Origin of the sequence: Shewanella sp. S23-S33, assembly GCF_043359565.1 — a bacterium.
Taxonomy (GTDB): domain Bacteria; phylum Pseudomonadota; class Gammaproteobacteria; order Enterobacterales; family Shewanellaceae; genus Shewanella; species Shewanella oncorhynchi.
In genome coordinates this window covers 18278-43283 of record NZ_JBHFFD010000058.1, presented here as the reverse complement: position 1 = coordinate 43283, position 25006 = coordinate 18278, and the positions used below count along the sequence as shown (strand labels likewise).

Here is a 25006-nt window from a genome sequence, read left to right as displayed (position 1 = left end):
GATGTTATTAGCGATGCGCTAAGCCGCTGGCACGAATAACTGACACTAAAAGGACGCTAAAAGCGTCCTTTTTTATTTGCTTTGCACAAATGGGTTAATCTTTTGATCCCGATTACGTATAATTCCCGAACGTAGTTATCCTGATGGATGTGTTATGAGTCAGTTAGCCCCCAGCCCATTTGCTCCAACAATAGAAACCATTGATTACCCGTTTCCGCCTAAACCAGTGCCTTTGTCCGATGCGCAAAAAGCCGATTACAAGGCGCGTATCAAACAACTGCTCATTGAAAAAGATGCCGTTCTGGTTGCCCACTATTATACCGATCCTGAAATCCAAGCCCTTGCCGAAGAGACTGGCGGCTGCGTTTCAGACTCCTTAGAAATGGCGCGCTTTGGCCGCGATCACCCAGCAAAAACCTTGATCGTTGCTGGGGTCAAGTTTATGGGCGAAACCGCCAAGATTTTGAGCCCTGAAAAAACTATCCTAATGCCGACCCTTGAAGCGACCTGTTCATTGGATTTAGGTTGTCCGATTGATAAGTTCAGCGCTTTCTGCGACGCGCACCCAGATCATACTGTGGTGGTTTACGCCAATACCTCGGCTGCGGTTAAAGCGCGCGCCGATTGGGTGGTGACCTCCAGCATTGCCCTCGAAATCGTTGAGCACTTAGACAGTGAAGGCAAAAAGATCATTTGGGGACCAGACCGTCATTTAGGCAGCTATATTGCCAAACAGACGGGCGCCGACATGTTGATGTGGCAGGGCGATTGTATCGTTCACGACGAGTTTAAATCTAATGCGCTGCGCGATATGAAAAGCGTTTACCCAGATGCAGCTATTCTTGTGCATCCGGAGTCGCCAGCCAGTGTGGTGGCGATGGCCGATGCAGTTGGCTCTACCAGTCAACTGATTAAAGCAGCGCAGACCATGCCAAATGAGCGTTTTATCGTGGCAACCGATCGCGGCATTTTTTATAAAATGCAGCAGGCGGCGCCAGGTAAAATTTTAATCGAAGCGCCAACGGGCGGAAATGGCGCAACCTGTAAGAGCTGTGCTCACTGTCCTTGGATGGCGATGAACGGTTTGCAGGCCATTGAAGCGTCACTCGCCGACAGCGATAAAACCACCCATGAGATTTTTGTGGATGAAGACTTAAGAGTTAAGGCGCTTATTCCGCTGACGCGTATGCTGGATTTTGCCAAGACACTGAATATGAAAGTGAAGGGTAATGCCTAAGCGCATTATTTAGCTTTTCTTCAGCCTAATAAAAATCCCTGCCATAGTGTGGGGATTTTTTATGCCTGTTGTTTTTATTAAAACTAAGGCAATAAAAAGCCCCGCAAATGCGAGGCTTAATTGAGTAACGCGGAATCTAGTGACTAGATTACTTTACGCTTACTTACTTGGCGTTCATCAGTGCAACCGCGTTATCTAACATACGGTTACTGAATCCCCACTCGTTATCATACCAAGACATCACTTTCACTAAACGACCGTTTACACGGGTTTGAGTTGCGTCAAAGTTTGAAGAAAACGCATTGTGGTTAAAGTCGATAGACACCAATGGCTCTTTGTTTACCGCTAACACTTCGCTCAATGGCGCAACGCTGGCAGCGCGTTCGATAATGGCATTCACTTCTTCAACTGTCGTGTCACGGGCAGCGATGAAAGATAAATCCACGAGTGATACGTTAACTGTAGGTACACGAACCGCTAAACCGTCGAATTTACCTTGTAATTCAGGTACAACCAAACCTACAGCAGCAGCTGCGCCAGTTTTAGTTGGGATCATTGACAGTGCCGCAGCACGGGCACGACGTAAATCTGTATGGTACACGTCAGATAAACGTTGATCGTTGGTATAAGCGTGAATGGTGGTCATCAGGCCTGATTCGATACCAATCTCGTCATTTAACGGCTTAGCAAAAGGGGCTAAACAGTTTGTTGTACAAGAAGCATTTGAAATCACTGTCATGTCTGACGTCAGCACGTTGTTGTTCACACCGTAAACAACTGTGGCATCGACGTTTTTGCCTGGAGCAGAAATAATCACTTTCTTCGCGCCAGCGGTTAAATGTGGTTGAACGGTTTCTTTAGAAGTGAAGATACCGGTACATTCGAAAACCACGTCAACCTGTAGCTCTGCCCATGGCAGTTTTGCAGGATCACGTTCTTGGAAAGTGAGGATCTTATCGCCATTCACATAAATGGCTTCTGCATCATGGTCAACCTTGGCATTGAAACGACCATGAACAGAATCGTATTTTGTCAGGTGAGCGTTGATTGAAGCGTCGCCTAAATCATTAATAGCGACAATCTTGATTGGATAAGCTTTTTCGCTTTCGTACAAGGCGCGTAATACGTTTCTACCGATACGGCCATAGCCATTTATTGCTACACGGATAGTCATCTCATATCCCTCTGGTGATTATAAAATTCAACTGGTAGTAAAATTACCAAACTGACAGCTATCGTCAAGTTAAATCGGCATTTTACCGCTGTCTTGATTAACAAATTAGGTATTTTTTTTACATCGGTCGCGAAATCGCCATTTTTTACGCGTTAATTGGGTAAAAAATTACAAGATGGCAAACATTTTGCCATCGATTGCTTAGTTTACTTTTTCGACAGGCGCAGGCGGCACCACCTCAGTTACAGTTGGCGCTTGGGCAACCGCTTGAGGATCAAGCCATTGTCTTACTGGGCTCATAGAATAAGTGCCCTTTTTTAGCGCATCGATAAGGGCTTGGGCTTTTAAATCGAGTTCAGTCGCCAGCGTTTTATTGCCACCGAGCAAGGCTAGCATTTTTTCTTCAGAATACTTCTGCTGCGTAAGTAGTAAATTTGCTTTTGTTAGCATATAGGATTTATCTAAAACCTGTTGCTGGCGATAGGCAGATGCGAGCCCAAGTAACCAGTTAACGTCGAAATCATCGTATTGGATCTCCGCAAAGACTTTAAGATAGAGTTGTTGCGCTTTGATGGCATTTCGATTGCTGTAATAGGTTGCGACTTGGGCAAGTAGAAAGGGGTCAGTCACTTCGCCGGCGTTTTCCTGTTCTAATAATCTATTTAACGCAGCGGTATCGCCAAAGCGAGTCCATTGGTAATAGGACATAAAAGGGTCTTGCCGTTCACGGGTTTGATCTTGTAGTAAACTTAAATTTTGAGTGCTTAGTCTAAAGGCTCTGGCTCTATCTGCTGTGCGATTGGTGTGGATGATATGCTGAACGCCAGAGGCGAGTTCAATGCAACGGCTGTAATCCTCAAGGTAGGTTAATTGTGAGTAGAGCTGCTTACCTGTGAGGTTTTCGTTGTCTTTTAACATGTAGCGGTTTTGGATAAGCTTGGTCTTTTCAGTCAAACACCAGCTGTCCTTATGCAAATCGGCACAAATTTCAGGATTATTTTTACAAATTGCTGAGATATTTCGGTCATTATCACAACCGAAAAGACCGAAAAAGCTCATCCCTAAGGTAAATGATGTAATTATTACTAGATTTTGTCTCAAAACACTCTCCAAACGATAATTTTTCTAATAAAATTACAGATTTACAGAAAATATCTTACTGGCAACAAAGCGCGACTTTCATTACAATGGCGCCGACCAAAACAGGGTTTTCCCTAAAACCCGCATTAGATTATTGGTCTTTTCGTCATGTTACTCAAACCTTTCAGTACATTTTATTGAAAAGTGAGATAAAGGATCTGTAAATGAGCGCTGATAAACACCTACAAAGTTGGCAAGAACGTTTTGAAATGGCAGAGGCGATGCAGCCTTTGTTAGGCAAGTTGTACCGTAACCAAGGCGTTGAAGTCGTGGTCTACGGCAAGCCGTTACTCAATGCTTCTACGATTGAAATCATTAAAGCGCACCGTTTAGTTCGTCGTCATGTCGGTGAAAAATTACGTTTACGCGAGAGTTTCCCCTTCGTTCAAGCTTTGAGCAAACTCGCAGTTAAACAATGTAAAGTGGATATTGGTAAACTCGCTGTCAATTACTGGCGCGACCATACTGATGTCAGCGAAATTGAAAGCTATATGGCAAAAGAATTGGCCGATGCTATCGACCATGCCGATGATGTCGCGCCGCGTGACGTCGTGCTTTATGGTTTTGGCCGTATCGGTCGCTTATTGGCACGCTTGCTGATTGAACGCACAGGTCGCAGCAATAAGTTAAGGTTACGCGCTATCGTTTTACGTGGCGGTAAGAAAGGCGATTTAGAAAAACGCGCGAGTTTACTGCGTCGTGACTCAGTCCATGGTCCTTTCAATGGTTCTGTTGAAGTTGACGAAGAGAACAACGCCATCATAGCCAACGGCACTTATATCCAAGTGATCTATGCTAATTCACCCGACGAAGTGGATTACACTAAATACGACATCAATGATGCATTGATTGTTGATAACACGGGTATTTGGAAAGATGAAGCGGGTCTTGGTTTACACCTTAAGAGCCCAGGTGCCAGCAAAGTATTACTGACGGCTCCTGCAAAAGGCGCGATTAAGAACATTGTTTACGGTGTGAACGAAGGCGATATTACCCCAGAAGACATTATTGTTTCAGCGGCAAGTTGTACCACCAATGCTATTACGCCAGTACTGAAAGCTGTGAATGATAAATATGGTATCGAGAATGGTCACGTTGAAACGATTCATTCTTATACTAACGATCAAAACCTGATTGATAACTATCATACCGCTGACCGTCGTGGCCGTAGTGCACCATTAAACATGGTGATCACTGAAACGGGTGCAGCAAAAGCGGTTGCTAAAGCTTTACCTGCATTAGCCGGTAAGTTAACAGGTAACGCGATTCGTGTGCCGACGCCTAACGTCTCTATGGCGATCATCAGCATGAACCTGAATGCTGAAACCAGTAAAGATGAGCTGAACGAGTATCTGAAAGATACGGCGCTACAATCACCACTGCAAAATCAAATTGACTACACAGACTCTACTGAGATTGTATCGAGCGATTTAGTGGGTTCTCGCTACGCGGGTGTGGTTGATTCACAAGCGACTATTGCAGAAGGCAAGCGTGCCATTCTCTATGTATGGTATGACAACGAATTTGGTTACAGTTGCCAAGTGGTTGGCGTAATGCAAACTATGTTAGGTTTAACGACGCTATCTCTACCTGCGTAAATTGCCCACGTAGTTTTTGCTTGAGTGATTAATAACTTTGCCTAACCTTTGAATAAAGCGCCCAATAGGGCGCTTTTGTTTTTCTATACTTCTACAATTTTATTGGACTCGACTCCATAGCTCACCATGATCCCCTGTTTATCTGCCGCGTTTAATTAGCGGTAGCATCGGCATCAGTATCGGTAAAAAGCTTAAATTGATGAATGAAACATCAACTTTACTGAGGTGTGGCGGTTTATTGGGCAAACGATGCGGCTTAGATCATTTTTTAAAAATTGTTGATTGACTCTGAGGTCTAAATCGGTAGAATGCCAATCCGCAGTCAGGGGAAAGCATGCCGAGCATGAGTTCAAATGATTAAGCGCAATGATAGGCGACATTAGCTCAGTTGGTAGAGCGATACCTTGCCAAGGTATAGGTCATCGGTTCGAACCCGATATGTCGCTCCAAATTTTAATAAATTTGGGAGTTTGGGCGCGATGGCAGAATGGCTATGCTGCGGATTGCAAATCCGTCGATCTCGGTTCGACTCCGGGTCGCGCCTCCATAGATTAAAGTATTAATGACACGATTCCCGTCGTTAATATAAAGAGTTTGCCCGAGTGGTGGAATCGGTAGACACAAGGGATTTAAAATCCCTCGCTGGTAACAGCGTGCCAGTTCAAGTCTGGCCTCGGGTACCAAAAAACAGAAAAGCCCTGACTGATGTCAGGGCTTTTTTGCTTTATAACTTCTATACCCACATTTCATGATTCTTAATCTAGTATCACTACAGCTATAGATTGGTCAGGCTCAAGCCTACTATTTTACTCATTCAGTATTGCGACTTCTGACCTGTTTCTTTTCTACAATACAAAACTGAGTGATTTTGTGATCTAGATGTTGTAAATCGCTTTATTTAAGTAATGTCACTATTTGGCTAATAATTGCGTAATAAAATGTACTTTTTATTGTTGAATCGACAATAGTGTAATAATTTCCCAAAGAAGGGACTTAAGTCGCTATTACCCCCTTAAAGACAGTGGTATAAATAAGCCGAAATTTCCCCCTACACGCGCATATTAGGATACGTAGTCATGATTTTCTCTCAAGTATTACTCGCACCCGCTGATCCAATTCTTGGTTTAACCGATACCTTTAAAGCTGATCCGCGTCAGGATAAAGTTAATCTTGGTGTTGGCATTTATAAGGATGAGGCAGGACAGACTCCCGTTCTGGCTTCAGTGAAAAAAGCCGAGGCCATTTTACTTGAGCAAGAGAAGACCAAAAACTACTTAGGCATTGAAGGCGTTCAAGCTTATAACCGTGTAGTACAAACATTGTTGTTCGGCGAAGGCAGTGCATTAATTTCTTCTGGCCGTGCTGCCACAGCGCAAGCTCCTGGTGGTACAGGAGCACTGCGTATTGCTGCTGAGTTTTTACTGCGTAATACCGATTCGCACACTATTTGGGTGAGTAATCCAACGTGGGCCAACCATCAGAATATTTTTGAAACGGCGGGTTTAACGGTTAAAGAGTACGGTTATTACAAAGCAGAAGCCCATGACATCGATTTCGATACCATGATGACTGATTTATCTAACGCGAATGCGGGCGATGTCGTGCTGCTACACGGTTGCTGCCATAACCCAACGGGTATCGATTTAACGTTGGCGCAATGGGAACTTGTTGCTCAATTGTGTGCTGATAAGAAACTCGTGCCACTGTTTGACTTTGCTTATCAGGGTTTTGGTGCTGGCATTGAAGAAGATGCGGCAGGTCTGCGTTTAGTCGCGTCTAAAGTGTCTGAGTTGCTGGTCGCTAACTCTTTCTCTAAAAACTTTGGTTTATACAACGAGCGTATTGGCGCCGTGACTGTGGTGGCTGAAGATGCTGATGCTGCCGTACGTGCTTTTAGCCAAGTGAAACGTACCATACGCGCCAACTATTCTAATCCGCCAGCCCACGGCGCACTGATCGTCAGCACGATATTAAATGATGCAGCTCTGAAAGCCATGTGGGTGCAGGAAGTCAAAGAGATGCGTGAACGTATCGCCGAAATGCGTACTCTGTTTGTTGATAGCTTAAAGGCTGAGGGCGTGACTCAGGACTTCAGTTTTATTTCTCGCCAAAATGGCATGTTCAGTTTCTCAGGTTTAAACAAAGCCCAAGTGGCACGTTTGAAAGACGAATTTGGTGTTTATATTGTCGGCTCTGGACGCATTAGCGTTGCAGGCATGACTAAGACGAATATGCCTGTTATCTGTAAAGCCATAGCACAAGTGTTGTAATGGTTATTGCAGCCTTATAGACAGACTAAAGGGACATTCCTTTTAGCTTTACAATATAAAGGACAGCACTTGCTGTCCTTTATTATTTCGATTGAATGATTAACAGGTAAGCGTTAGCAGGCAAGCGGTTGTTGAGTGAGATCATTGAGTCGCAGCAGGGCGCTTAATGCATCTAATAGGTTCGCTTGATCATGCAAGTTTGGATTATGGCGATTCTTCAACGGAAAATAGTTAATCAGTGGCCCTAAACGCGTTTGTTCACCGTGGCGAAGTACTTTGTGAATAATGGGCTTGCCAATCACTTGGTGACACCAAGCGATACGTTGCTCAATGCTAAACCGACCTGCGGGTGAGGCCTCTTCGGCAAGGTTATCGATAAAGATCACCTGTGCTTTAGTTGCGGCGAGGCTTTTCGCGAACTTAGGTAACAGCAGCGGCGGCACGATACTGGTTAAGAAACTCCCAGGGCCTAGGATAACTAAATCTGCGTGCCGAACGGCCTCACAGGCTTCAAAGGTGGCATCGACCTGTGGCTCAAGGCAGAGCGCGATAGGCGCTTCATCCATACTGTCGACATTGATCTCCCCAAAGACTTTACTGCCACAGGCTTGCAGGGCCACTAAGTGAGTGGGCTGCTCTGACATGGGAATAAGTTGGGTTTCTATCTTAAGTAAGTTACGGATGAGATTAACCGCTTCTAATGGACGAACGCAGAGTTGATCAAGAGCCAGTAAAATTAAATTACCTAAATTATGGCCACTGAGTTCAGTGGCACCTTGGAAACGATATTCGAACAATTGCGAGCCAACGGAAGGACGATTAGCTAAATGGGATAAGCAGTTACGTAAATCACCCCAAGCAATGCAGTCTTGTTCGGCTCTCAGTCGACCAGTAGAACCACCATTATCAGTGGTGGCGACAATCCCTGTAAGGCGGTTGCCTAAAAAATCGAGTGAGGATAATACTCGGCCTAAACCATGGCCTCCGCCAATGGCGACGACACGTTCAAATTGATTTAACATCAAATGCTGCATCTGGGTTCTTCCTTCCTGAATACCCGAAAATTTAATGTCATAGCCATCCATTGTCGCTATAAGCGGGATGACTCATGAGCCGTTGTGCAATGGTGATAACGCTAAGGAACCTTAGTATAAATACTCAGTCAAATGCTTGCATCTATAAATGACGGCGTAATAGCAAGCTCGACTCGATAATGGTGCCTCAGGCGTAATATTGTACCTGAGTTCGTGATCATGATGATGGGCAAATTTCGTGAAATCTGACAAATAGCTTATAATCCGGCCTTTATTTGCCCAATAAGGGCGTTACACCTAAGGTGAATGATTGAAAACGGGTAGAATCGGTTCGTTTACATTGGCATTAGCCATGGTCATAGTGGCGATTTTTGCATTACGAGTTTGGATCATTCCTCACTCGAGTGACTCATCCGCTATTGCGCCCCAATTCGTTAGCGATGTCGATCCTGTTACGCAAGTCCCTGACTTTTCAGCGATCAGCGACATTACCGAAAAGAAGAAAGCTTTTTTTGATTTCCTGCGGCCGATTGTTCAGCAACAGAATGCCATTATCTTGATGGAGCGTGGCTTTATCAATGAGATGCTTGCCTTAGTCGATAATGGTAAGAGTTTATCTGATACCGAATTAGCGCAGATCAATGCGTTATTTGATAAATACCAATATGCGGCGCGTAACGTAGATGCTAAGTCATTAGCAAGCTTACTTAAACGTGTCGATATCGTGCCGGAATCTATGGTGTTAATTCAAGCCGCGAATGAATCGGGTTGGGGGAGTTCACGTTTTGCCAGAGAAGGTTTTAACTTTTTTGGTGAATGGTGTTTTACTTCTGGCTGCGGCATAGTGCCGTCCTCACGTGGTTCGGGTAAAAGTCATGAGGTGAAAGTGTTTTCATCGGTCGATGAATCGGTTTCATCCTATATGCGTAATTTAAACTCTAATACTGCCTATGCGTTATTTCGCTCTATTCGAGCAGATTTACGTTCACAGGAGCTAGAGCCAACAGCGGATCAATTGATTTACGGTTTAGTGAATTATTCAGAAAGACAAGAGGCTTATATTGATGAGCTGCTTGATATGTTACGTCATAATGAAAAATATTTGGTGAATGTCGATGTATAAAAAACTGTTGTTTAGTAGCCTGTTTTTTTTGGCAACTAGCGCCGCTGCAGAAACTGTATCCCTTGAATATAAAGGCTTTTATGATAGGTTGAAACAAGTCAATAAAGGCGGTTATCAACTCGTGGAAGTGGCTTTTAGTGTTCCAATGCAAAAGAATTGTTTGATCCAAAGTGGTTCTATTTCCAGTGAAAAAACCTCAACGCCACTGACGTATACTGATGCTCAGCGGTTATTCATTCCCTTAGATGATGATTTAAAAGATCAGCGAGCCTTGGTTAATCTGCATTTCGCTGGCAGCGCTGAGGGATGTGGTATTGCAATGCAAGTTAGAGCAAAACAGACATTAGCCGAGTACGATAAAACGCGCTTACAACAAATCATGACTGAGATGGACACGCTGCTCGGTGCTATGCAAGGCTTCCCAATGCGTTATTTTAGGGAATCCATTACTGGCTTAAACTTTGAATTCTCACCTGAACAAGAAGTCTATGTACGCCTTAATGGCCGTGAAAAAGCGATAAAAGGCAGTTATAAATTAGCCGCTAATGAGCTTGAAAGCATCACCACGCTAAGCTTCAGTGCCCAGCCATTAGTGTTAAGTCCTTGGGTGAAGTAATCATCTTTGTATCTTTGAATAGGCATCTTGAAATAATCGATTCAGAAGCGCGGGCTCAAAGATAGTGTCGGGAGTCTTAACTTATTCTGTAGCCATAAAAATGCCCACATTAAGTGGGCATTTTTGTTGTGTTAATTTATCTTGTTTACTTTCGTTGCGTTAACTTCTCTTACTGAATAGGCGCTAAATTCAGTCTAAGTTAGACTTCGTAAGTGTTAACAATATCAATGCGTTTTGCTGCATCCAAATCGATACGACCACGATTGGCGATATCAAGAAAATCGAATGCAGGTAGATTGGCTTCAGCAACATCACCACGCATAGGCGCATCTGGGTCACGTGTTAGAGACACAAAGTCGAACTGCTCACGGTCAACACCCTGTGATGGTGCGGTGTTTTGCATGGCGGTGAATATTGTTTCAATGCGGCCTGGGTATTGTTTATCCCATTGATTTAGCATGTCTTTGACTGCGGCGCGCTTTAAGTTTTCCTGTGAGCCACACAAGTTGCATGGAATGATTGGAAATTCTTTTAAGCTGGCATATTCTTCGAGATCTTTCTCGCGACAATAGGCTAGGGGACGTATGACGATATTAGCGCCATCATCCGACAGCAGCTTTGGCGGCATTGCTTTCATCTTACCGCCAAAGAACATATTTAAGAACAAGGTCTCGATAATGTCATCCCTGTGATGGCCTAGGGCGATTTTAGTGGCGCCGATACGCTGAGCAAAGCCATAAAGCGTGCCGCGGCGCAGGCGAGAGCACAGGGAGCAGGTGGTTTTACCTTCAGGGATTTTGTCTTTTACTATCGAGTAAGTATCTTTCTCGAGGATGTGATAAGGCACATTGAGCTTATCGAGATAGGCGGGCAATACATGCTCAGGGAAGCTCGGTTGCTTCTGATCTAAATTAACCGCAATGATTTCAAACTGAATGGGCGCACGTTGCTGCAGATTCATCAAAATATCGAGCATGGCGTAGCTGTCTTTACCGCCACTGAGGCAGCACATGATCTTATCGCCATCTTCAATCATATTGTAATCGGCAATCGCGCTACCCACTTCACGACGAAGCCGCTTCTGTAATTTATTCAGACGGGTAGTTTGTTTTTTTGATAATTCTTCCGGCATAGGATTTGCCGTAACTTCAGATATAGCTTCAAGCATAAAAAAGCGCCCAGTAACACAGTTTCAGGGCGCGTATTATTCCAGCTATCTTTGGCGGGGTAAAGAGCCGCGTATTGCTTAGGCTTCTTCTAACGGTGATTTATAACCATCGGGCTTTATAGCCAATAAATCGCAGTTGATGCTATCGATAACATGTTCAGCGGTATTGCCTATCAGTGCTGCTGAAAATCCGGTACGACCAACAGTCCCTAGGATCACCAATTCAGCATCAAGTTTTTCAGCCAGCTCAGGGATCACATCCTCTGGTAAACCTTCTTTTACATGGCAATGACTTGGATTAATATCATAAGCGCCTGCAAGATAACTCACGCGCTGCTCATGCTGCATGCGAATGGTTTCGTTGTATGACTGGGCATCAAAGTCAGGAAGCTCAATGGCTAAGTTAACTGGCGTGCCGGGATAACCATTAACTAAATGTACTTCAGCAGAGAACTTTTTCGCCAAATCTTTTGCATGTTCAATAATTTTACCGTTAAGCATTTGATGATCGGTATCTTCGGTTGCCACATTCACAGCACAGAGGATTTTACCCGTGGCTGGCCAGTCATGGGCTTTCACCATCAACACTGGCACAGGGGCTTTACGCATTAAATGCCAATCAGTTGGAGTGAAGATCACCGCCTTGAGTTTGTCGTGGGCATGGGTGCCTTTAACAATCAAATCGTATTGCCCTGAAATAGCATGATTAATAATGCTTTCAAAGGGGCGGTTATGCCAAATGACTTGAGTATCGATATTGAGTTGCAGATGAGTATAAGCGGCGAGTAAGTCTTGGATCCAGGCGAGCCGTTGATCTATGACACCTTGACGCATGGCTTCGCGTTCTTGATTCGACAGAATCGAAGTCATTTCGTAAGAGAAGTCGAAGATAGAAAGAAACACAGTGACTTGAGCGTTGCATTTACTGGCCAAGGCGACCGCTCGTGCAAGGGCAACTTGATTCTCAGTGGTAGGGTCAACCACAACCAGTATTTTTTGATAATCCTTCATGTTTGGTTCCTTTAGTCATAGGCTCAATATCATCATGAGCCTTTGGCAGTGAGCTGTATTGTTCTAGATCAAACTCATTTGAAATTGATTAAAACTCGCTTAAAAATCATGCCTTAATCTGCATGACATGTCTAGCAAGCACAGCTTTTACCATTAAACTGTTATGCTATTGGCGACAATTATTTAGCGCTTGGCCTCTCACGGTTAATGCTCTTGCGATTGACTATCTCGCGATGCGAGAATTACCCGCTAACAGATTTAGCTCTTGCGAGTCGAGGATAGTGATGTACTTACCCTTAACCTCAATCAAGCCTGACTTTTGGAAGCGTCCAAGTAAGCGGCTGATGGTCTCAACGGTTAAACCGAGATAATTGCCAATGTCACCGCGGGTCATGGTTAAACGGAATTCTTTAGGTGAGAAACCACGGCTGCCGAAACGATTTGCTAAATTGCTGATAAACGCTGCTAGACGTTCTTCGGCATTTTTCTTACTAAGCAGCAGGATCATTTCTTGATCGCTCATGATCTCATTACTCATTAGACGCATGATCTGCTGACGTAACTTAGGCATAGTGCCCGAAAGTTCATCGAGGATATTAAAGGGGATTTCACAAACCATAGAGGTTTCGAGGGCCTGTGCAAAACTCTGGTGCAACTGAGCGTGAATACCATCAAAACCAATCACATCACCCGCCAGATGGAAGCCCGTTATCTGCTCATCACCTTGCTCGGTAATAGTGTAACTTTTGATGGTGCCAGAGCGGATCGCAAACAGGGATTTCAACGCATCACCTGACTTAAAAATTTGCTCGCCTTTCTGGATTGGCTTTTTACGCTCAATAATATCGTCGAGCTGATCTAGCTCACTTGCATTGAGGGTAAAAGGAATACAAAGGGTACCCATACTGCAATCGTGACAATGGATTGTGCATCCGCTAGCGGCAGGACGACGATTCTTATTTTGTTCAATTGTCATGTTGATTCTCAAGTTTATCCACTGCAACCATGTTAAACCAATTCACTCACTTGGGCTAGTTTAGCTGCGCGAGTGCGATATATAAAGTTTGACCACCAAAGGCAATTAACAGTAAGCCGCTCAATAGTCTAACGGTTTTCTTTTGTACCCATGCAGCAAGGCGTTTTGCCGCCACGCCAGCGCTTAATAGAGCGGGTAAAGTACCCAAGCCAAAGGCTAACATAATTAAGGCGCCTTGGCTGGCAGAGCCAGATGCAACCGACCAAGTTAAGGTGCTATAGACGAGGCCGCAGGGGAGCCAGCCCCAAATGAATCCCGCCATGACTGCTTGGCTCGGATTCTTGATTGGAACAAGGCGCTGCGCTAGCGGTTTTAAATATTGCCATAGCCATTGACCTACACGCTCAATTTGCACTATTCCAACCCATATTTTAGCGATGTAAAGCCCTGTTGCAATCATCATCAGTCCAGCAACCATGCGCAGGACAATCAGATAAATATCCAGTTCAAATAAGTGACCAAGACCTGCCGACGATGCGCCTACTAAGCCGCCCGCTAAGGTGTAACTTAAAATACGTCCTAAATTGTAACTCAGTAAATATTTAAGCTGATGGGCTAGCTGGTTACCTATTTTAGGATGGGGGATTTGGGCGGAAAACGCGCCCACTAAACCGCCACACATACCAAAACAATGTGCAGCTCCCATCAAGCCGACGAGAAAGGCACCAGTGACATTGTACTCAATCACAAAGGCATGCCTTTTTGCTGATTTTTTATCGCTTGCTGCGCTGCGATGTCATCATGTTCTGCTGTTGACTGAATGGCGGGGGGGGCTAGATGGCCAGGTTTGTCAGTATTTTCATCAAACAATATAGAAACACTTTGACGGTCAAGATCGTCAAATTGCTCAGATTTTACTGCCCAAAAAAAGACCATTACCGCAATGGCGACGAAGATCATGGCAATGGGGATAAGCACATAAATAATTTCCATAATGACCTCTTACTATCTGGTTAAACGTTTTATTATGATCACACTTTTACCCGTAATAATCTCAGGCTATTACCGACCACAATCAAAGAACTCGCCGACATGCCAATCGCGGCAATATAAGGTGCCACATGACCAGTGACAGCTAAAGGCAAGATAAGGGCGTTGTAACCCAGCGCCCACGCTAAATTTTGTTTAATAATTTGCGTGGTCAGTTTAGCGACCGCGACAGCTTGGGTGAAACGGGATAGATGATCGCCCAGTAAAATCAAATCGGCACTGTTTTTGGCAATCGCACTGCCACTGCCCATGGCGACCGACAAATCAGCCCCCGCAAGTACAGGCGCATCATTGATGCCATCGCCAAACATCGCCACGCGAGTATGCTGTTGTAATTTCGTTACTAGGGCAAGTTTACCCGCGGGCGTTAATCCGCTGTGCACATCTTCAATTCCCAGCTCTTTGGCCAGTTGATGCACATGTCCGGAGCTATCGCCGCTGGCGATACTAATGCGACAACCTTGTTGCTTTAATATTTCAATCGTGGCCTTACTGTCTTGACGAATATTGTCTTGGATCTCAAAGCTGGCAAGCACTTCAAGCTGCTCATTAGCTGAGCGTGCTAACCAAATCTTTTGGGTTGGGTCCTGAGTATCGACACGTGCACCAGTAAATACAGCATTACCAATTAAATAATCAGTCCCCTCGATACGGCCTCGAACACCAAAGCCGACTTCATGGTGAACTTGTTCTGCGACCAAGGTATTATCGGCAAATAGGGCAAATGCAGCCGCAATCGGATGACGAGAGCCTGTTTCCAGCGCTGCGGCAATAGCTAAGGCCTGCGTCTTTGTTAAATCGGCCATGCACTGCGTTTGCCCGATAGAGAGCGTACCACAGGTAAGGGTGCCAGTTTTATCAAAGACCACATGTTTAATCTGCGGAAGTTTTTCAAAGACACCGGCTTTGCGGGTAATGATCCCAAGACGGGTAAAAATGGCGGTTGCACAGGTGACGGCGGTCGGTGTCGCTAGCGCTAAGGCACAAGGACAAGTGGCGACCAGAACCGATAACGTTACCCAAAAGGCATCCTCTGGGGAAATCTGTTGCCAAACCAAATAGGTGATCGTCGCGATTGTTAGAATCGTACCCGAGAAATAGCGGGATAATTTATCGGCTAATAGGGCTATCGCAGGTTTTGTATTGGATGCCAGTTCCTGCAGTCGAATAATTTCAGCCACGAGTTGGTCTTGCCCCAATGCGGTAACTTTAACTTTTATCGGTTGGTCGACGTTGATAGTACCAGCGTACACTTGCTGATCTTGCTGTTTTTCAATGGGCATTTGCTCACCTGTGAGCATAGCTTCATTGATATTTGTGTGGCCTTCAATCACCACACCATCGGCCGCAACCATTTCTCCTGGTTTCACAAGGATCACATCATTGAGGCGTAACTTTTTGGCCGGAATTTCTTCTTGACCATTTTCGGTGACTAAGTGTGCAGTGAGCGGCACCAATTTATGTAAATTACTGGAGCTGACCGAGGCCTTTTGTCTTGCCTTTTGCTCGAAGTAACGCCCGAGTAACAAAAAGAATGTAAACATGGATACGGATTCAAAATACACTTCGCCTGTGCCATTCACTGTGGCAAAACAGCTTGCGGTATAGGCACCACCAATGGCAATCGAAACAGACACATCCATATTGAGTTTGCCGCTGAGCAGGGTACGAATGGCACTAAAATAGAAGGGCTGCGCCGAATAAAGCACCACAGGCGTGGCAAAAATCATGCTGACCCAGCGGAAATAGTCCCGATACTGCACGTCTAAATCAGTGAAGTAGCCAGTATAAAGGGCGAGGGCGAACATCATGACTTGCATAGTCGCAAAGCCAGCTAAGCCTAAACGCAGTAAAAATTTGCGACTATTGAGTTTATTGTTGAGCTCTTGTTCGTCAACTTGGTAGGGCGCGGCTTGATAGCCAATACGACTAATTTGTCCGAGAATATCGCTAAGTTTTACCTTGCGTTTATCCCAACTGATCATGGCGCGTTGGGTGGTTGAGTTGACTAGCACTTGGCTCACGCCCGCGAGTTGTTTGACTTTGTGTTCAATTAACCAAGCACAGGCTGCACAGGTGATACCATCGATGGAGAGTGATACTGATTCGACATTGTCCTCAGAATGCACAAAGTCTTGCTGCACTTCGGGCAAGTCATAGGCGCTAAATTGCGTTAATGCTTCGGGGACCAGGGCATTCTGTTTACTGCCAGGCTCAGTGCGGAACTTGTAATAACTGAGTAATCCCGCATCGACAATCGCTTGAGAAACCGCCTGGCAGCCAGGGCAACACATCAGTTCATCACGTTCATTAATGCGAGTCACAAACTGCTGGCCCGTTAGAACGGGCTCTTGGCAGTGAAAACAACTTGGATACGTCATAGCGCTACTTATTTAACCACAATCAATTCAGCCAAAGTTGGACGTGATCTTTTAATTCAACGCGTTGGTGAATTCGCCATTTACCATCGTAACTTTCGAGGCGAACTTCCCAAGGGCCGGTTAGGGTAGTAGGGATGGTAATGCGATACACATTGCTGGCATCGGCCGTCGCAGTGAGTTTCATATCTCTGTCGGCAATGGTTGGATGATAGAACTCGACTTTCAAGGCGGCTTGATATGCAGGTCCCCCTTGCTGCGTCAGTAAAATCTCATTATTGGCTTGATCGAGTGAAAAATTCATGCCTATTTGTTTGGCATACTTCACTTTACTTAAGTCCATATTAATGGCTTTGCCATCTTTGTAGTAATCCTCGGCGACTAAAGAGTCCGAGTTCGTAAGGGCAATTTTTAGCGTGGTAAAACTTGCGACGACGGCACATAAAGGAAGAATAATTAAAAACCAAGGCCAGAACTGCTTATACCAGGCTTGTTGTTCGCTCATGTCAGATACCCATTCAAAAAATTTGCACCATTTTACCGTTAAAAGACGGTTTTAGCACTTTAAAAAAAAGGCCTCGAAGTCTTCGAGGCCTTAGTGTTACTTATACCTAATTACTTGTTTGACAAGCTATAAACATAAGCTGTAATGACGTGAACTTTCTCTTCACCGAGAACGTCTTTCCACGCTGGCATCACACCTGCGCGACCATGTTTAATGGTCTCTTCGATCATGCCACGGCTACCGCCATATAACCAAACATCGTCAGTTAAGTTAGGAGCACCCATAAACTTGTTGCCTTTAGCGTCCATACCATGACACGCGAAACAACCTTTCATGAATGAGCCTTGACCTTGGGCAGCGAGTTTCTCGTCATGCTCACGACCAGACAATTTAACAACGTATTCAGCTAAACCAGCAATCTCGCTATCTTCGATTGGCAAACCACCTTTGGGTGGCATCATGCCATGACGACCTGCCATGATAGTGGTCTTAATCGTGGCTAATTCACCACCATATAACCAGTCACCATCGGTAAGATTAGGGAAGCCTTTGCTACCACGTGCATCAGAACCATGGCACTGAGCACAGTTTTGCAGGAACAAACGGCCACCCACTTTCAACGCTTCTTGGTTTTTCACTAATTCTTCTAGTGGTGTTGCCAAGTAAGCCGCGAAGATTGGGCCATATTTGTCATCGGCGTGCTTCACTTCCTGATCATATTGCACCCAGCGACCTTCTTTTGCGGCTAACTCAACCGCGGCAGCAGAATCGGCTTTAATCCCCTGTTCAGTACCAATACTTTGGTTCGCACTGCTCCAGCCTAATAGGCCTTTGTAGTTGCCTAAACCAGGATATAAGGCCAAATAGATCAAGCCAAACACGATAGTGATATAGAACATATAACTCCACCATTTTGGCAGTGGGTTATTGAGTTCTTCAATACCGTCGAAACTGTGACCCATGGATTCGCCTTCTTTTACGTCAGTGGTGTTCTTAGAACACACACGCAGTAATAGAAAACAACCCGCGATCACGACTAACGAGAGTACAGTAATCCAAACACTCCAGAAGCTACTCATCACTTATTCTCTCCTGAGTCCTTCGATACCTTGTTGACTTCCTCATCGGAAAACACAAGGTTAGCTGCTTCATCAAATGATTTTTGACGACGCGAGCTATATGCCCAAGCAAATATACCGACGAAGGTCAGCATCACAATGATGGTTAAAATGCCTTGTAATGTGCCGTAATCCATATATTGCCTCCTTATTTGAGTGCGTGACCCAAAGACTGAAGATATGCAATCAAGGCGTCCATTTCTGTCTTACCCGCAACAGCTTGCTGTGCGCCTGCGATTTCTTCATCGGTATAAAGATCATTACCTTTGTAACCGCCTTTATGCAGGTTACGTAGGATAGTCATCTTGTCACCCGTTAGTTTGCCGTCTAACTTGTTTTCGGCTAACCATGGGAACCCTGGCATATTCGATTGAGGAACTACAGCACGAGGATCGATTAAGTGAACTTCATGCCATTTATCGCTATAACGACCGCCAACACGTGCAAGATCAGGACCCGTACGCTTAGAACCCCATTGGAATGGATGATCCCAAACTGATTCGCCCGCGACAGAGTAGTGACCATAACGTTCAGTTTCTGCACGTAAAGGACGGATCATCTGGCTGTGACAGTTATAACAACCTTCACGAACATAGATGTCACGACCTTCAATTTGCAGGGCAGTGTATGGCTTTAAACCTTCAACTGGCTCAGTCGTATCTTTTTGAAAAATCAACGGTGTGATTTCAACGAGACTACCGAAGCTGATAGCGATAACGGTAAAAATCGCTAACAAACCGATGTTTTTTTCAACTATCTCATGATTAAATTTCATCGAGTTTGCTCCTTTAAGCCGCTGTTGGTTCAGCCAATGCTGGCAATGAATCTTTAGAGGCTTTCACAGTACGGATCACGTTATATGCCATGATCAGCATACCGGTCAGGAAGAAACAACCGCCAAGGAAACGTACAAAGTAGAAAGGATAAGAAGCTTCCAGACTTTCAACAAAGCTGTAAGTCAAAGTACCGTCAGCATTCACTGCGCGCCACATCAGACCTTGCATTACACCTGAAATCCACATAGAGACGATGTAAAGTACAGTACCAATAGTCGCTAACCAGAAATGGACGTTAATTAACTTGATGCTGTACATACGGCCGTGACCGAACAATACAGGGATCAAGTGATACAGAGAACCGATTGACACCATTGCAACCCAGCCTAGCGCGCCGGAGTGAACGTGACCGATAGTCCAGTCTGTATAGTGTGATAATGCGTTAACTGTCTTAATTGCCATCATAGGGCCTTCGAAGGTAGACATACCGTAGAAAGACAGAGAAACAACTAAGAAACGTAACACAGGGTCAGTACGCAGTTTATGCCAAGCGCCAGACAAGGTCATGATACCGTTAATCATACCGCCCCAAGAAGGTGCGAATAGGATCAGTGACATCACCATACCTAAAGACTGAGTCCAGTCAGGTAAAGCTGTGTAATGTAAGTGGTGAGGACCAGCCCAGATATACAGTGCGATCAGTGCCCAAAAGTGGACAATAGAAAGACGGTAAGAGTACACAGGACGACCTGCTTGCTTAGGTACGAAGTAATACATCATCCCCAAGAAGCCTGCGGTTAATAAGAAACCTACAGCGTTGTGACCATACCACCACTGCACCATAGCATCGACAGCGCCGCTATACAGAGAGTATGACTTGAACAGACTGACTGGTACTGCCATAGAGTTAACTATGTGAAGTACGGCAACGGTAATAATAAAGGCACCAAAGAACCAGTTCGCCACATAAATATGCGAAGTTGTTCGTTTGATAATAGTACCGAAGAACACGATAGCGTAGGACACCCAAACGATAGTAATTGCGATATCGATAGGCCATTCTAATTCAGCGTATTCTTTTCCTTGGGTGAAACCCATTGGTAAAGAGATAGCTGCTGACAGAATGATGGCTTGCCATCCCCAAAACGTAAATGCGGCTAACTTAGGTGCAAATAGTCGGGTTTGACAGGTGCGTTGTACGACATAATAGGATGTTGCAAAAAGGGCTGATGTACCGAACGCGAAGATCACCGCATTGGTGTGTAATGGTCGCAAGCGACTATACGTTAACCAAGGAGTGTCAAAGTTCAGCTGAGGCCAGATTAACTGAGCCGCAATTAATACGCCGACTGACATACCAACAATACCCCACAAAACTGTGGTTAAGGCAAATTGGCGGACAATGGCGTAATTGTAATCAGCGCCTGTTGGCTGGGAATGGTTCATCATAATGCTTCCACTGCTTATTACTTTTACTTTTAGTAAAGACAAGCTTTACCTGTTATAAATGACATAAAACTCAGCCTCCCTATTAAGGTTGCTGAGTGATGTCAATGCGTTACCCTGCATATTTTTGCTCAAATATGAGGTTTCGCAATGATACTTGAGCCATATCAAAAAAGATACCAAAGAAGGGGTGTGGAAAGTTGATCTAGATCAACCTACGCCATAGAATGTTAACATATTGCATCATAAGGTTAATCTTTGTGCTAACTCGTCTGAGTCCCTATTTATTTATTGCATTATTTAGCTTCAATCTCACAGCTTGTAAGGAAGATGCAAAGCAAGTCACACTTAAAAGCAGTCTTGATCCTTCACTTTGCCAATTTTCTAAGGGGGATTGTGTTAAAAAAGTTGGGGATGTTGAGCTCACTTTTCGCTTGTCACCAGGTAGTGCACCAAGCGAAAAGCCATTGACATTACAGTTGTTATCTTCCATGCCAATTTCTAATGTGCAAATCCGCTTAGAAGGAAGAGACATGTTTATGGGTGTTATTCCTGTAAATGTGAAGCAAACTGACAAAATGACTTATATCGGTCAGTTAGTCTACGGTTCTTGTAGTAGTGGCTACATGGTTTGGCGTGGCTTTGTTAGTTTTAGCGTTAATGGTGAAACTCAAACGGCTGTTTTTGATTTTCTCGCAGATGACAATGGTTAAAACTGCCTTGATATATCTTTGAAAGTGCTTGATATGGCTTTCTAAACATCAAGACCATCAACTGGGCATATTACAGATTAGTGATCCTTCCAGTTTTCTTTTACTTTGACAAAAATGTCTACATTTTCAATAAAGAGCTGTAATAAGTGAGGATCAAAGTGTGTTGCCGCCCCTTTACGCATTTCAGCTAAAACCTCTTCTAAAGGCCAAGCTGTTTTATAACAGCGGGCATGGGAAAGGGCATCAAACACATCTGCGATTGCCACAATCCGCGAGAAAATGTGAATTTCGTCTTGTTTTAGATTTGCAGGATAACCAGAACCATCATATTTTTCATGATGTTGCAGTGCAATAATTGATGCGGCCTTTAGTATTGGTCTCTCAGAATTTGCAAGAATTTGATGGCCAATCATAGGGTGCTGACGCATAACTTTCCATTCTTCGTCATCTAATTTGCCGGGTTTAAGTAGGACAGCATCGGGGATCGCAATTTTACCAATGTCATGCATTGGTGAGGCACGGCGCAGTAAATCGGCTTCGTATTCACTTAAACCGGCGAGTAATGCTAATTGAGAACAATACTCCGCCATACGTTTCACATGATTGGCAGCTTCTTTCGAGCGGCTTTCAACAACATCACCTAAACGTAAAATAAGCTCTGATTGTGTATCTTCCACCTCCTGATTGAGCAGCAAATTTTCAAAGGCTATGCCCACGTTGATGGCAAAAATATCAATGAGTTTCTTATCAAGATCATCAATTCTATCAATACCATCCATATAAAGTAGATTGATTAAACCGCCTTTGGTGGGAAAGTAACCGATAAAGCAATTGTCTTCATAAAGGCACCGCTGTTGGGTGAGCGCACTGCGCAGTAGACGATCAATATGTTCAGGTAGTTGCGTAATGTGGGATTTATTAGCAAATTGGCCAGTACCAGCAAGGATTTCTATATTGACAGGTTCAACATGACCACTAATCGCATCAATCGCATTACAAGTCAGCAGTAGCGTTTCTGAATCGAGATTAAGTAGAGTGGCCACTTGAGTCAGTAGCCCATCGGCGAATTTATGCAGGGTGCGTAGTTCAAATAATCCTGAGGTGGCTTCTAGTACTCTTTCTAAGCCCTTACGGTGATTTATTTGGGTGCGCCTTGCTTGCTCGATTTCCATGATATCGCGATAAGAGCGAAGGGCTGAGTAGACGCTGGTCATCAGCTTACGGGAATCCAGTTCAGCTTTTGCTTTGTAATCATTAATATCGTAATTGACGATAACGTCTTCTTCAGGTGCTTGCCCTGGCTGGCCTGTACGTAAGATCAATCGAGTGGTTTTATTCAGTAATTCTTCACGGATCCACTTTACTAGTTCTAACCCTGCATGGTCACTTTCCATGACAACATCAATAAAGGCAATGGCGATGTCATGTTCTTGATTGAGTAATTCTTTTGCTTGTTCGGCACTATAAGCATTGATAAAGGTGAGGGCACGGCCATCAAGTTTAAAGCGGGAGAGGGCAAGCTTAGTGACGGTATGAACATCAGGTTCATCATCGACCACTAATACCTTCCAAGGAATACCAGACTCTGTTGTCTCGGTAGACTTTTTACCGGAAAAAAGAGGGTTTTTCTTTGCAAGATCAATCAGCATCCGATACCTCATTCAAGTAAAAATAATGATCACATAATCAGTGTAGTAGACACATTTCAAAGCGGTGCAAAATCTTGCATAAAATAGCGAGGTGAGTGGCACTCCTTAAATTACATTGTGATAACGATTCTCATTTGTGTATTCTGTTACTATCAAATAATGATAGGGAGGGAAAGGGCATGACTAATCGAATTAACTTATCAATTTCAGCGCATAAATTGGCACAACTGATACATGATGGACACATCTGCGCATCTGACTTCACGTGCTTAGATAGCCAATCGAAACAGCAAGTGTGGCAGCTATGCTTGATCTGTTGCAAAAAGCGTATTACTTGTCAGCAATGTTCATTTTCAAGTTGCGCTAAAAATCTGACATATCTTGATGCCGATAAATAACATTATCGGCATTTACGTTTAAGTATTATCATACAAGAAACTCTTATAATTCAGATGTAATATGCAACTTCCTCCAGTAATCCCGTTATTTGACTCATTTGAATTCATACAAGTTGGCAATAGTATTGTTAACCAATATATCACCCAAATTAGCATGAAAAAGGTGGTTGATGCGGGCTTAGTCATCGAGCATGCCAGTGATTGGCTATTTGAGCAAAAGCATAACGAAAACAACTATAAAGCTTATCGCAGTGAACTCACCACGTTTCTGCATTGGTGTTTTGATGTGGTTTCAATGTCTCCCATTCAAGTTACGCGCAAAGACATGAGCCGTTACGTTGATTATTGCCAAGCACCGCCGATAGCACTGATCGGTTATTTTAATGTGCCACAGTTTAAGTACGATAAACTGCATGATGAACGGGTTCCAAACTCGCAATGGCGACCATTTGTCGGCAAAAAACAACTCGGGCAAATCATGCCTTATGTGTTAAGCGATAATGCGTTAAAAACGAAAATGGCCATTTTGTCTTCGTTTTATTCGTACCTGACAAGTGAAGAATATTGTGAGCGGAATCCTGCCCAAATCTGGCTTAATCACAGTCGATTTGCAGCAAACAGGCAATATCAGTGTCAAACTCATGAAGATGAAAATAGTCTCGCATTCACTGAATTACAGTGGTCATATATTATGGCGACCGTTACTGGGCTAGCAGAAGAATTTCCTGAGTTACATCAAAGAAGTTTATTCCTCATTACATTGATTTATTGCTGTTATTTACGCATTTCAGATGTGTCTGCACGTGCGGGTTATTCGCCGGTGATGAACCAGTTTAAACGTAATCAGCAAACGGGCATCTGGAGTTTTCATATTCCGTTGAGTAAAGGTGGTAAAAGACGCAGTGTTGCGATTTCAAAAGCCTTGCTCGATGCGTTAGTCAAATATCGTCAGTTTTTAGGATTAACGGATTATCCAGGACCAAACGAAAATCATCCTTTGTTTGTACGGCACAAAGCTGCTGGACGCGGCCGAGATGTTGGTATCCTCAATGCCAATCTAGGCATTCGTCATGTTCGCGACGAAATTCAAAAAATAATTAATCTGGCTGCAGAACGTATAGAAATCGATGGTTTTACACAAGATGCGGCGCAGATGCGCAAACTTACTGCCCACAATATTCGTCACACTGGCATTACGCACGATATCAACATCAACCGCAGACCGTTATCCCATGTACAAGCCGATGCTGGCCACGAAAGTATCGACACTACATCGCAATATTTGCACACAAGCCAAATTGAACGTCATGAAAGTGCATTCAACAAACCAATCGATCATTTGAAAGGTATAGAGTGATTAGACATATGGCTACGCACAATGTATATTATGTTAAATTACCTGTGTCTGTTAATTAGTACATCGACACATTTGTTCGTGGCCACTCAGAATGAGATTTCGCGGCAGACTGAGATTTGCTTTTTTTCCGCCGAAATTTTCTGGGCCATCTTACCTGCTCTTATTTGTGTATTGGTACGATTAACTAAGTTTGTTGCTTGGGGACTAGATGATGGTTTGTTGCTATTTGCTGGTAAATGGAAAACGCAGTTTTTGTATCGCGTCGCTAC

23 protein-coding genes and 3 tRNA genes are annotated in these 25006 nt (G+C 44.2%); 11 read left to right on the top strand and 15 right to left on the bottom strand.

Translation table 11 applies throughout. The features are described 5' to 3' along the window. Positions 1-154 precede the first annotated feature (154 nt). Entirely contained in the window at positions 155-1237 is a 1083-nt protein-coding gene (nadA, locus tag ACHA99_RS15775) for a quinolinate synthase NadA (protein WP_028759980.1), read from the top strand. Between the two features lie 163 nt (positions 1238-1400). Here the strand turns inward: nadA and gap are convergent, their stop codons facing one another. Together gap and ACHA99_RS15765 are read right to left on the bottom strand one after the other, a co-directional pair. Further along, positions 1401-2411 (bottom strand): type I glyceraldehyde-3-phosphate dehydrogenase, encoded by a 1011-nt coding sequence (gap, locus tag ACHA99_RS15770; protein WP_006081590.1) that lies wholly within the window; start codon positions 2409-2411, stop codon positions 1401-1403. Positions 2412-2612: 201 nt separating this feature from the next. Then, positions 2613-3512 (bottom strand): DUF2989 domain-containing protein, encoded by a 900-nt coding sequence (locus tag ACHA99_RS15765; protein WP_168825261.1) that lies wholly within the window; start codon positions 3510-3512, stop codon positions 2613-2615. Positions 3513-3715: 203 nt separating this feature from the next. Here ACHA99_RS15765 and ACHA99_RS15760 point away from each other — a divergent pair, with 203 nt between their 5' ends. The 5 genes from ACHA99_RS15760 (at position 3716) to ACHA99_RS15740 (ending at position 7419) form a co-directional block, all read left to right on the top strand. Then, a complete protein-coding gene (locus ACHA99_RS15760; protein WP_028759978.1) occupies positions 3716-5149 on the top strand; it encodes a glyceraldehyde-3-phosphate dehydrogenase in 1434 nt (477 codons plus the stop codon). A 373-nt stretch (positions 5150-5522) separates the two neighbouring features. After that, positions 5523-5598 (top strand) — tRNA-Gly (locus ACHA99_RS15755). A 24-nt stretch (positions 5599-5622) separates the two neighbouring features. Continuing rightward, positions 5623-5696 (top strand) — tRNA-Cys (locus ACHA99_RS15750). Positions 5697-5745: 49 nt separating this feature from the next. Then, positions 5746-5832: transfer RNA gene (locus ACHA99_RS15745), tRNA-Leu, on the top strand. A gap of 393 nt (positions 5833-6225) precedes the next feature. Beyond that, a complete protein-coding gene (locus ACHA99_RS15740; protein WP_028759977.1) occupies positions 6226-7419 on the top strand; it encodes an amino acid aminotransferase in 1194 nt (397 codons plus the stop codon). Positions 7420-7532: 113 nt separating this feature from the next. Here ACHA99_RS15740 and ACHA99_RS15735 read toward each other — a convergent pair whose 3' ends face one another. After that, positions 7533-8453, bottom strand: coding sequence for a YvcK family protein (locus ACHA99_RS15735; RefSeq protein WP_393943763.1), 921 nt, complete (start codon positions 8451-8453; stop codon positions 7533-7535). Between the two features lie 310 nt (positions 8454-8763). On the opposite strand from ACHA99_RS15735, the gene ACHA99_RS15730 reads away from it, so the two are divergent. Together ACHA99_RS15730 and ACHA99_RS15725 are read left to right on the top strand one after the other, a co-directional pair. Then, a complete protein-coding gene (locus ACHA99_RS15730) occupies positions 8764-9576 on the top strand; it encodes a glucosaminidase domain-containing protein (protein WP_393943761.1) in 813 nt (270 codons plus the stop codon). Further along, the gene (locus ACHA99_RS15725) at positions 9569-10192 is read left to right on the top strand and encodes a DUF2987 domain-containing protein (RefSeq protein ID WP_131524185.1); all 624 of its coding nucleotides are present in this window, start codon (positions 9569-9571) and stop codon (positions 10190-10192) included. Before ACHA99_RS15730 ends, ACHA99_RS15725 begins: the two co-directional genes overlap by 8 nt. Positions 10193-10391: 199 nt before the next feature. Here the strand turns inward: ACHA99_RS15725 and ttcA are convergent, their stop codons facing one another. The 11 genes from ttcA to ccoN all read right to left on the bottom strand — a co-directional run bounded on the left by ttcA (position 10392) and on the right by ccoN (position 20623). Continuing rightward, a complete protein-coding gene (gene ttcA / locus ACHA99_RS15720; RefSeq protein ID WP_393943759.1) occupies positions 10392-11360 on the bottom strand; it encodes a tRNA 2-thiocytidine(32) synthetase TtcA in 969 nt (322 codons plus the stop codon). Between the two features lie 78 nt (positions 11361-11438). Continuing rightward, entirely contained in the window at positions 11439-12371 is a 933-nt protein-coding gene (uspE, locus tag ACHA99_RS15715) for a universal stress protein UspE (RefSeq protein WP_168827704.1), read from the bottom strand. Between the two features lie 223 nt (positions 12372-12594). Continuing rightward, on the bottom strand, positions 12595-13347 hold the full coding sequence (etrA, locus tag ACHA99_RS15710; RefSeq protein ID WP_006081599.1) for an electron transport transcriptional regulator EtrA: 753 nt from the start codon (positions 13345-13347) through the stop codon (positions 12595-12597). Positions 13348-13402: 55 nt separating this feature from the next. Continuing rightward, positions 13403-14095: a sulfite exporter TauE/SafE family protein gene (locus ACHA99_RS15705; RefSeq protein ID WP_198573458.1), complete on the bottom strand. Its 693-nt coding sequence runs from the start codon at positions 14093-14095 to the stop codon at positions 13403-13405. Then, positions 14092-14340, bottom strand: coding sequence for a cbb3-type cytochrome oxidase assembly protein CcoS (gene ccoS / locus ACHA99_RS15700; protein WP_263143450.1), 249 nt, complete (start codon positions 14338-14340; stop codon positions 14092-14094). The genes ACHA99_RS15705 and ccoS overlap by 4 nt, the downstream gene beginning before the upstream one ends. 38 nt (positions 14341-14378) lie before the next feature. Continuing rightward, on the bottom strand, positions 14379-16778 hold the full coding sequence (locus ACHA99_RS15695; protein WP_393943756.1) for a heavy metal translocating P-type ATPase: 2400 nt from the start codon (positions 16776-16778) through the stop codon (positions 14379-14381). A 22-nt stretch (positions 16779-16800) separates the two neighbouring features. Further along, positions 16801-17280 carry a FixH family protein gene (locus ACHA99_RS15690; RefSeq protein ID WP_113940485.1) on the bottom strand — a complete coding sequence of 160 codons (480 nt, stop codon included), beginning with the start codon at positions 17278-17280 and terminating at the stop codon, positions 16801-16803. A 110-nt stretch (positions 17281-17390) separates the two neighbouring features. After that, positions 17391-18359: a cytochrome-c oxidase, cbb3-type subunit III gene (ccoP, locus tag ACHA99_RS15685; RefSeq protein ID WP_113940484.1), complete on the bottom strand. Its 969-nt coding sequence runs from the start codon at positions 18357-18359 to the stop codon at positions 17391-17393. Next, positions 18359-18535 (bottom strand): CcoQ/FixQ family Cbb3-type cytochrome c oxidase assembly chaperone, encoded by a 177-nt coding sequence (locus tag ACHA99_RS15680; protein ID WP_028759966.1) that lies wholly within the window; start codon positions 18533-18535, stop codon positions 18359-18361. Before ACHA99_RS15680 ends, ccoP begins: the two co-directional genes overlap by 1 nt. 11 nt (positions 18536-18546) lie before the next feature. Then, positions 18547-19173 (bottom strand): cytochrome-c oxidase, cbb3-type subunit II, encoded by a 627-nt coding sequence (gene ccoO / locus ACHA99_RS15675; RefSeq protein ID WP_028759965.1) that lies wholly within the window; start codon positions 19171-19173, stop codon positions 18547-18549. A gap of 13 nt (positions 19174-19186) precedes the next feature. Next, entirely contained in the window at positions 19187-20623 is a 1437-nt protein-coding gene (gene ccoN, locus ACHA99_RS15670; RefSeq protein ID WP_028759964.1) for a cytochrome-c oxidase, cbb3-type subunit I, read from the bottom strand. Between the two features lie 224 nt (positions 20624-20847). On the opposite strand from ccoN, the gene ACHA99_RS15665 reads away from it, so the two are divergent. Next, entirely contained in the window at positions 20848-21333 is a 486-nt protein-coding gene (locus tag ACHA99_RS15665) for a hypothetical protein (protein ID WP_393943752.1), read from the top strand. A 77-nt stretch (positions 21334-21410) separates the two neighbouring features. Here ACHA99_RS15665 and ACHA99_RS15660 read toward each other — a convergent pair whose 3' ends face one another. After that, a complete protein-coding gene (locus ACHA99_RS15660; protein ID WP_113940482.1) occupies positions 21411-22982 on the bottom strand; it encodes a DUF3369 domain-containing protein in 1572 nt (523 codons plus the stop codon). A gap of 179 nt (positions 22983-23161) precedes the next feature. Between ACHA99_RS15660 and ACHA99_RS15655 the strand changes: the two genes are divergently transcribed. Both ACHA99_RS15655 and ACHA99_RS15650 read left to right on the top strand, forming a co-directional pair. Then, positions 23162-23380, top strand: a complete 219-nt coding sequence (locus tag ACHA99_RS15655) for a hypothetical protein (RefSeq protein ID WP_105252484.1) — start codon at positions 23162-23164, stop codon at positions 23378-23380. Between the two features lie 61 nt (positions 23381-23441). Continuing rightward, a complete protein-coding gene (locus ACHA99_RS15650; RefSeq protein ID WP_393943750.1) occupies positions 23442-24737 on the top strand; it encodes a tyrosine-type recombinase/integrase in 1296 nt (431 codons plus the stop codon). Positions 24738-25006 lie beyond the last annotated feature (269 nt).

Coding starts and splice junctions, on each gene's coding strand:
- ACHA99_RS15760 (WP_028759978.1), top strand. CDS start 3,716: ATGAGCGCTGATAAACACCTACAAAGTTGGCAAGAACGTTTTGAAATG.
- ACHA99_RS15650 (WP_393943750.1), top strand. CDS start 23,442: ATGCAACTTCCTCCAGTAATCCCGTTATTTGACTCATTTGAATTCATA.
- ACHA99_RS15725 (WP_131524185.1), top strand. CDS start 9,569: ATGTATAAAAAACTGTTGTTTAGTAGCCTGTTTTTTTTGGCAACTAGC.
- ACHA99_RS15665 (WP_393943752.1), top strand. CDS start 20,848: ATGTTAACATATTGCATCATAAGGTTAATCTTTGTGCTAACTCGTCTG.
- ACHA99_RS15680 (WP_028759966.1), bottom strand. CDS start 18,535: ATGGATTACGGCACATTACAAGGCATTTTAACCATCATTGTGATGCTG.
- ccoP (WP_113940484.1), bottom strand. CDS start 18,359: ATGAGTAGCTTCTGGAGTGTTTGGATTACTGTACTCTCGTTAGTCGTG.
- ttcA (WP_393943759.1), bottom strand. CDS start 11,360: ATGCTTGAAGCTATATCTGAAGTTACGGCAAATCCTATGCCGGAAGAA.
- ccoN (WP_028759964.1), bottom strand. CDS start 20,623: ATGATGAACCATTCCCAGCCAACAGGCGCTGATTACAATTACGCCATT.
- etrA (WP_006081599.1), bottom strand. CDS start 13,347: ATGACAATTGAACAAAATAAGAATCGTCGTCCTGCCGCTAGCGGATGC.
- ccoS (WP_263143450.1), bottom strand. CDS start 14,340: ATGGAAATTATTTATGTGCTTATCCCCATTGCCATGATCTTCGTCGCC.
- ACHA99_RS15690 (WP_113940485.1), bottom strand. CDS start 17,280: ATGAGCGAACAACAAGCCTGGTATAAGCAGTTCTGGCCTTGGTTTTTA.
- ACHA99_RS15695 (WP_393943756.1), bottom strand. CDS start 16,778: ATGACGTATCCAAGTTGTTTTCACTGCCAAGAGCCCGTTCTAACGGGC.
- ACHA99_RS15740 (WP_028759977.1), top strand. CDS start 6,226: ATGATTTTCTCTCAAGTATTACTCGCACCCGCTGATCCAATTCTTGGT.
- ACHA99_RS15660 (WP_113940482.1), bottom strand. CDS start 22,982: ATGCTGATTGATCTTGCAAAGAAAAACCCTCTTTTTTCCGGTAAAAAG.
- ACHA99_RS15735 (WP_393943763.1), bottom strand. CDS start 8,453: ATGCAGCATTTGATGTTAAATCAATTTGAACGTGTCGTCGCCATTGGC.
- ccoO (WP_028759965.1), bottom strand. CDS start 19,173: ATGAAATTTAATCATGAGATAGTTGAAAAAAACATCGGTTTGTTAGCG.
- ACHA99_RS15655 (WP_105252484.1), top strand. CDS start 23,162: ATGACTAATCGAATTAACTTATCAATTTCAGCGCATAAATTGGCACAA.
- gap (WP_006081590.1), bottom strand. CDS start 2,411: ATGACTATCCGTGTAGCAATAAATGGCTATGGCCGTATCGGTAGAAAC.
- uspE (WP_168827704.1), bottom strand. CDS start 12,371: ATGAAGGATTATCAAAAAATACTGGTTGTGGTTGACCCTACCACTGAG.
- nadA (WP_028759980.1), top strand. CDS start 155: ATGAGTCAGTTAGCCCCCAGCCCATTTGCTCCAACAATAGAAACCATT.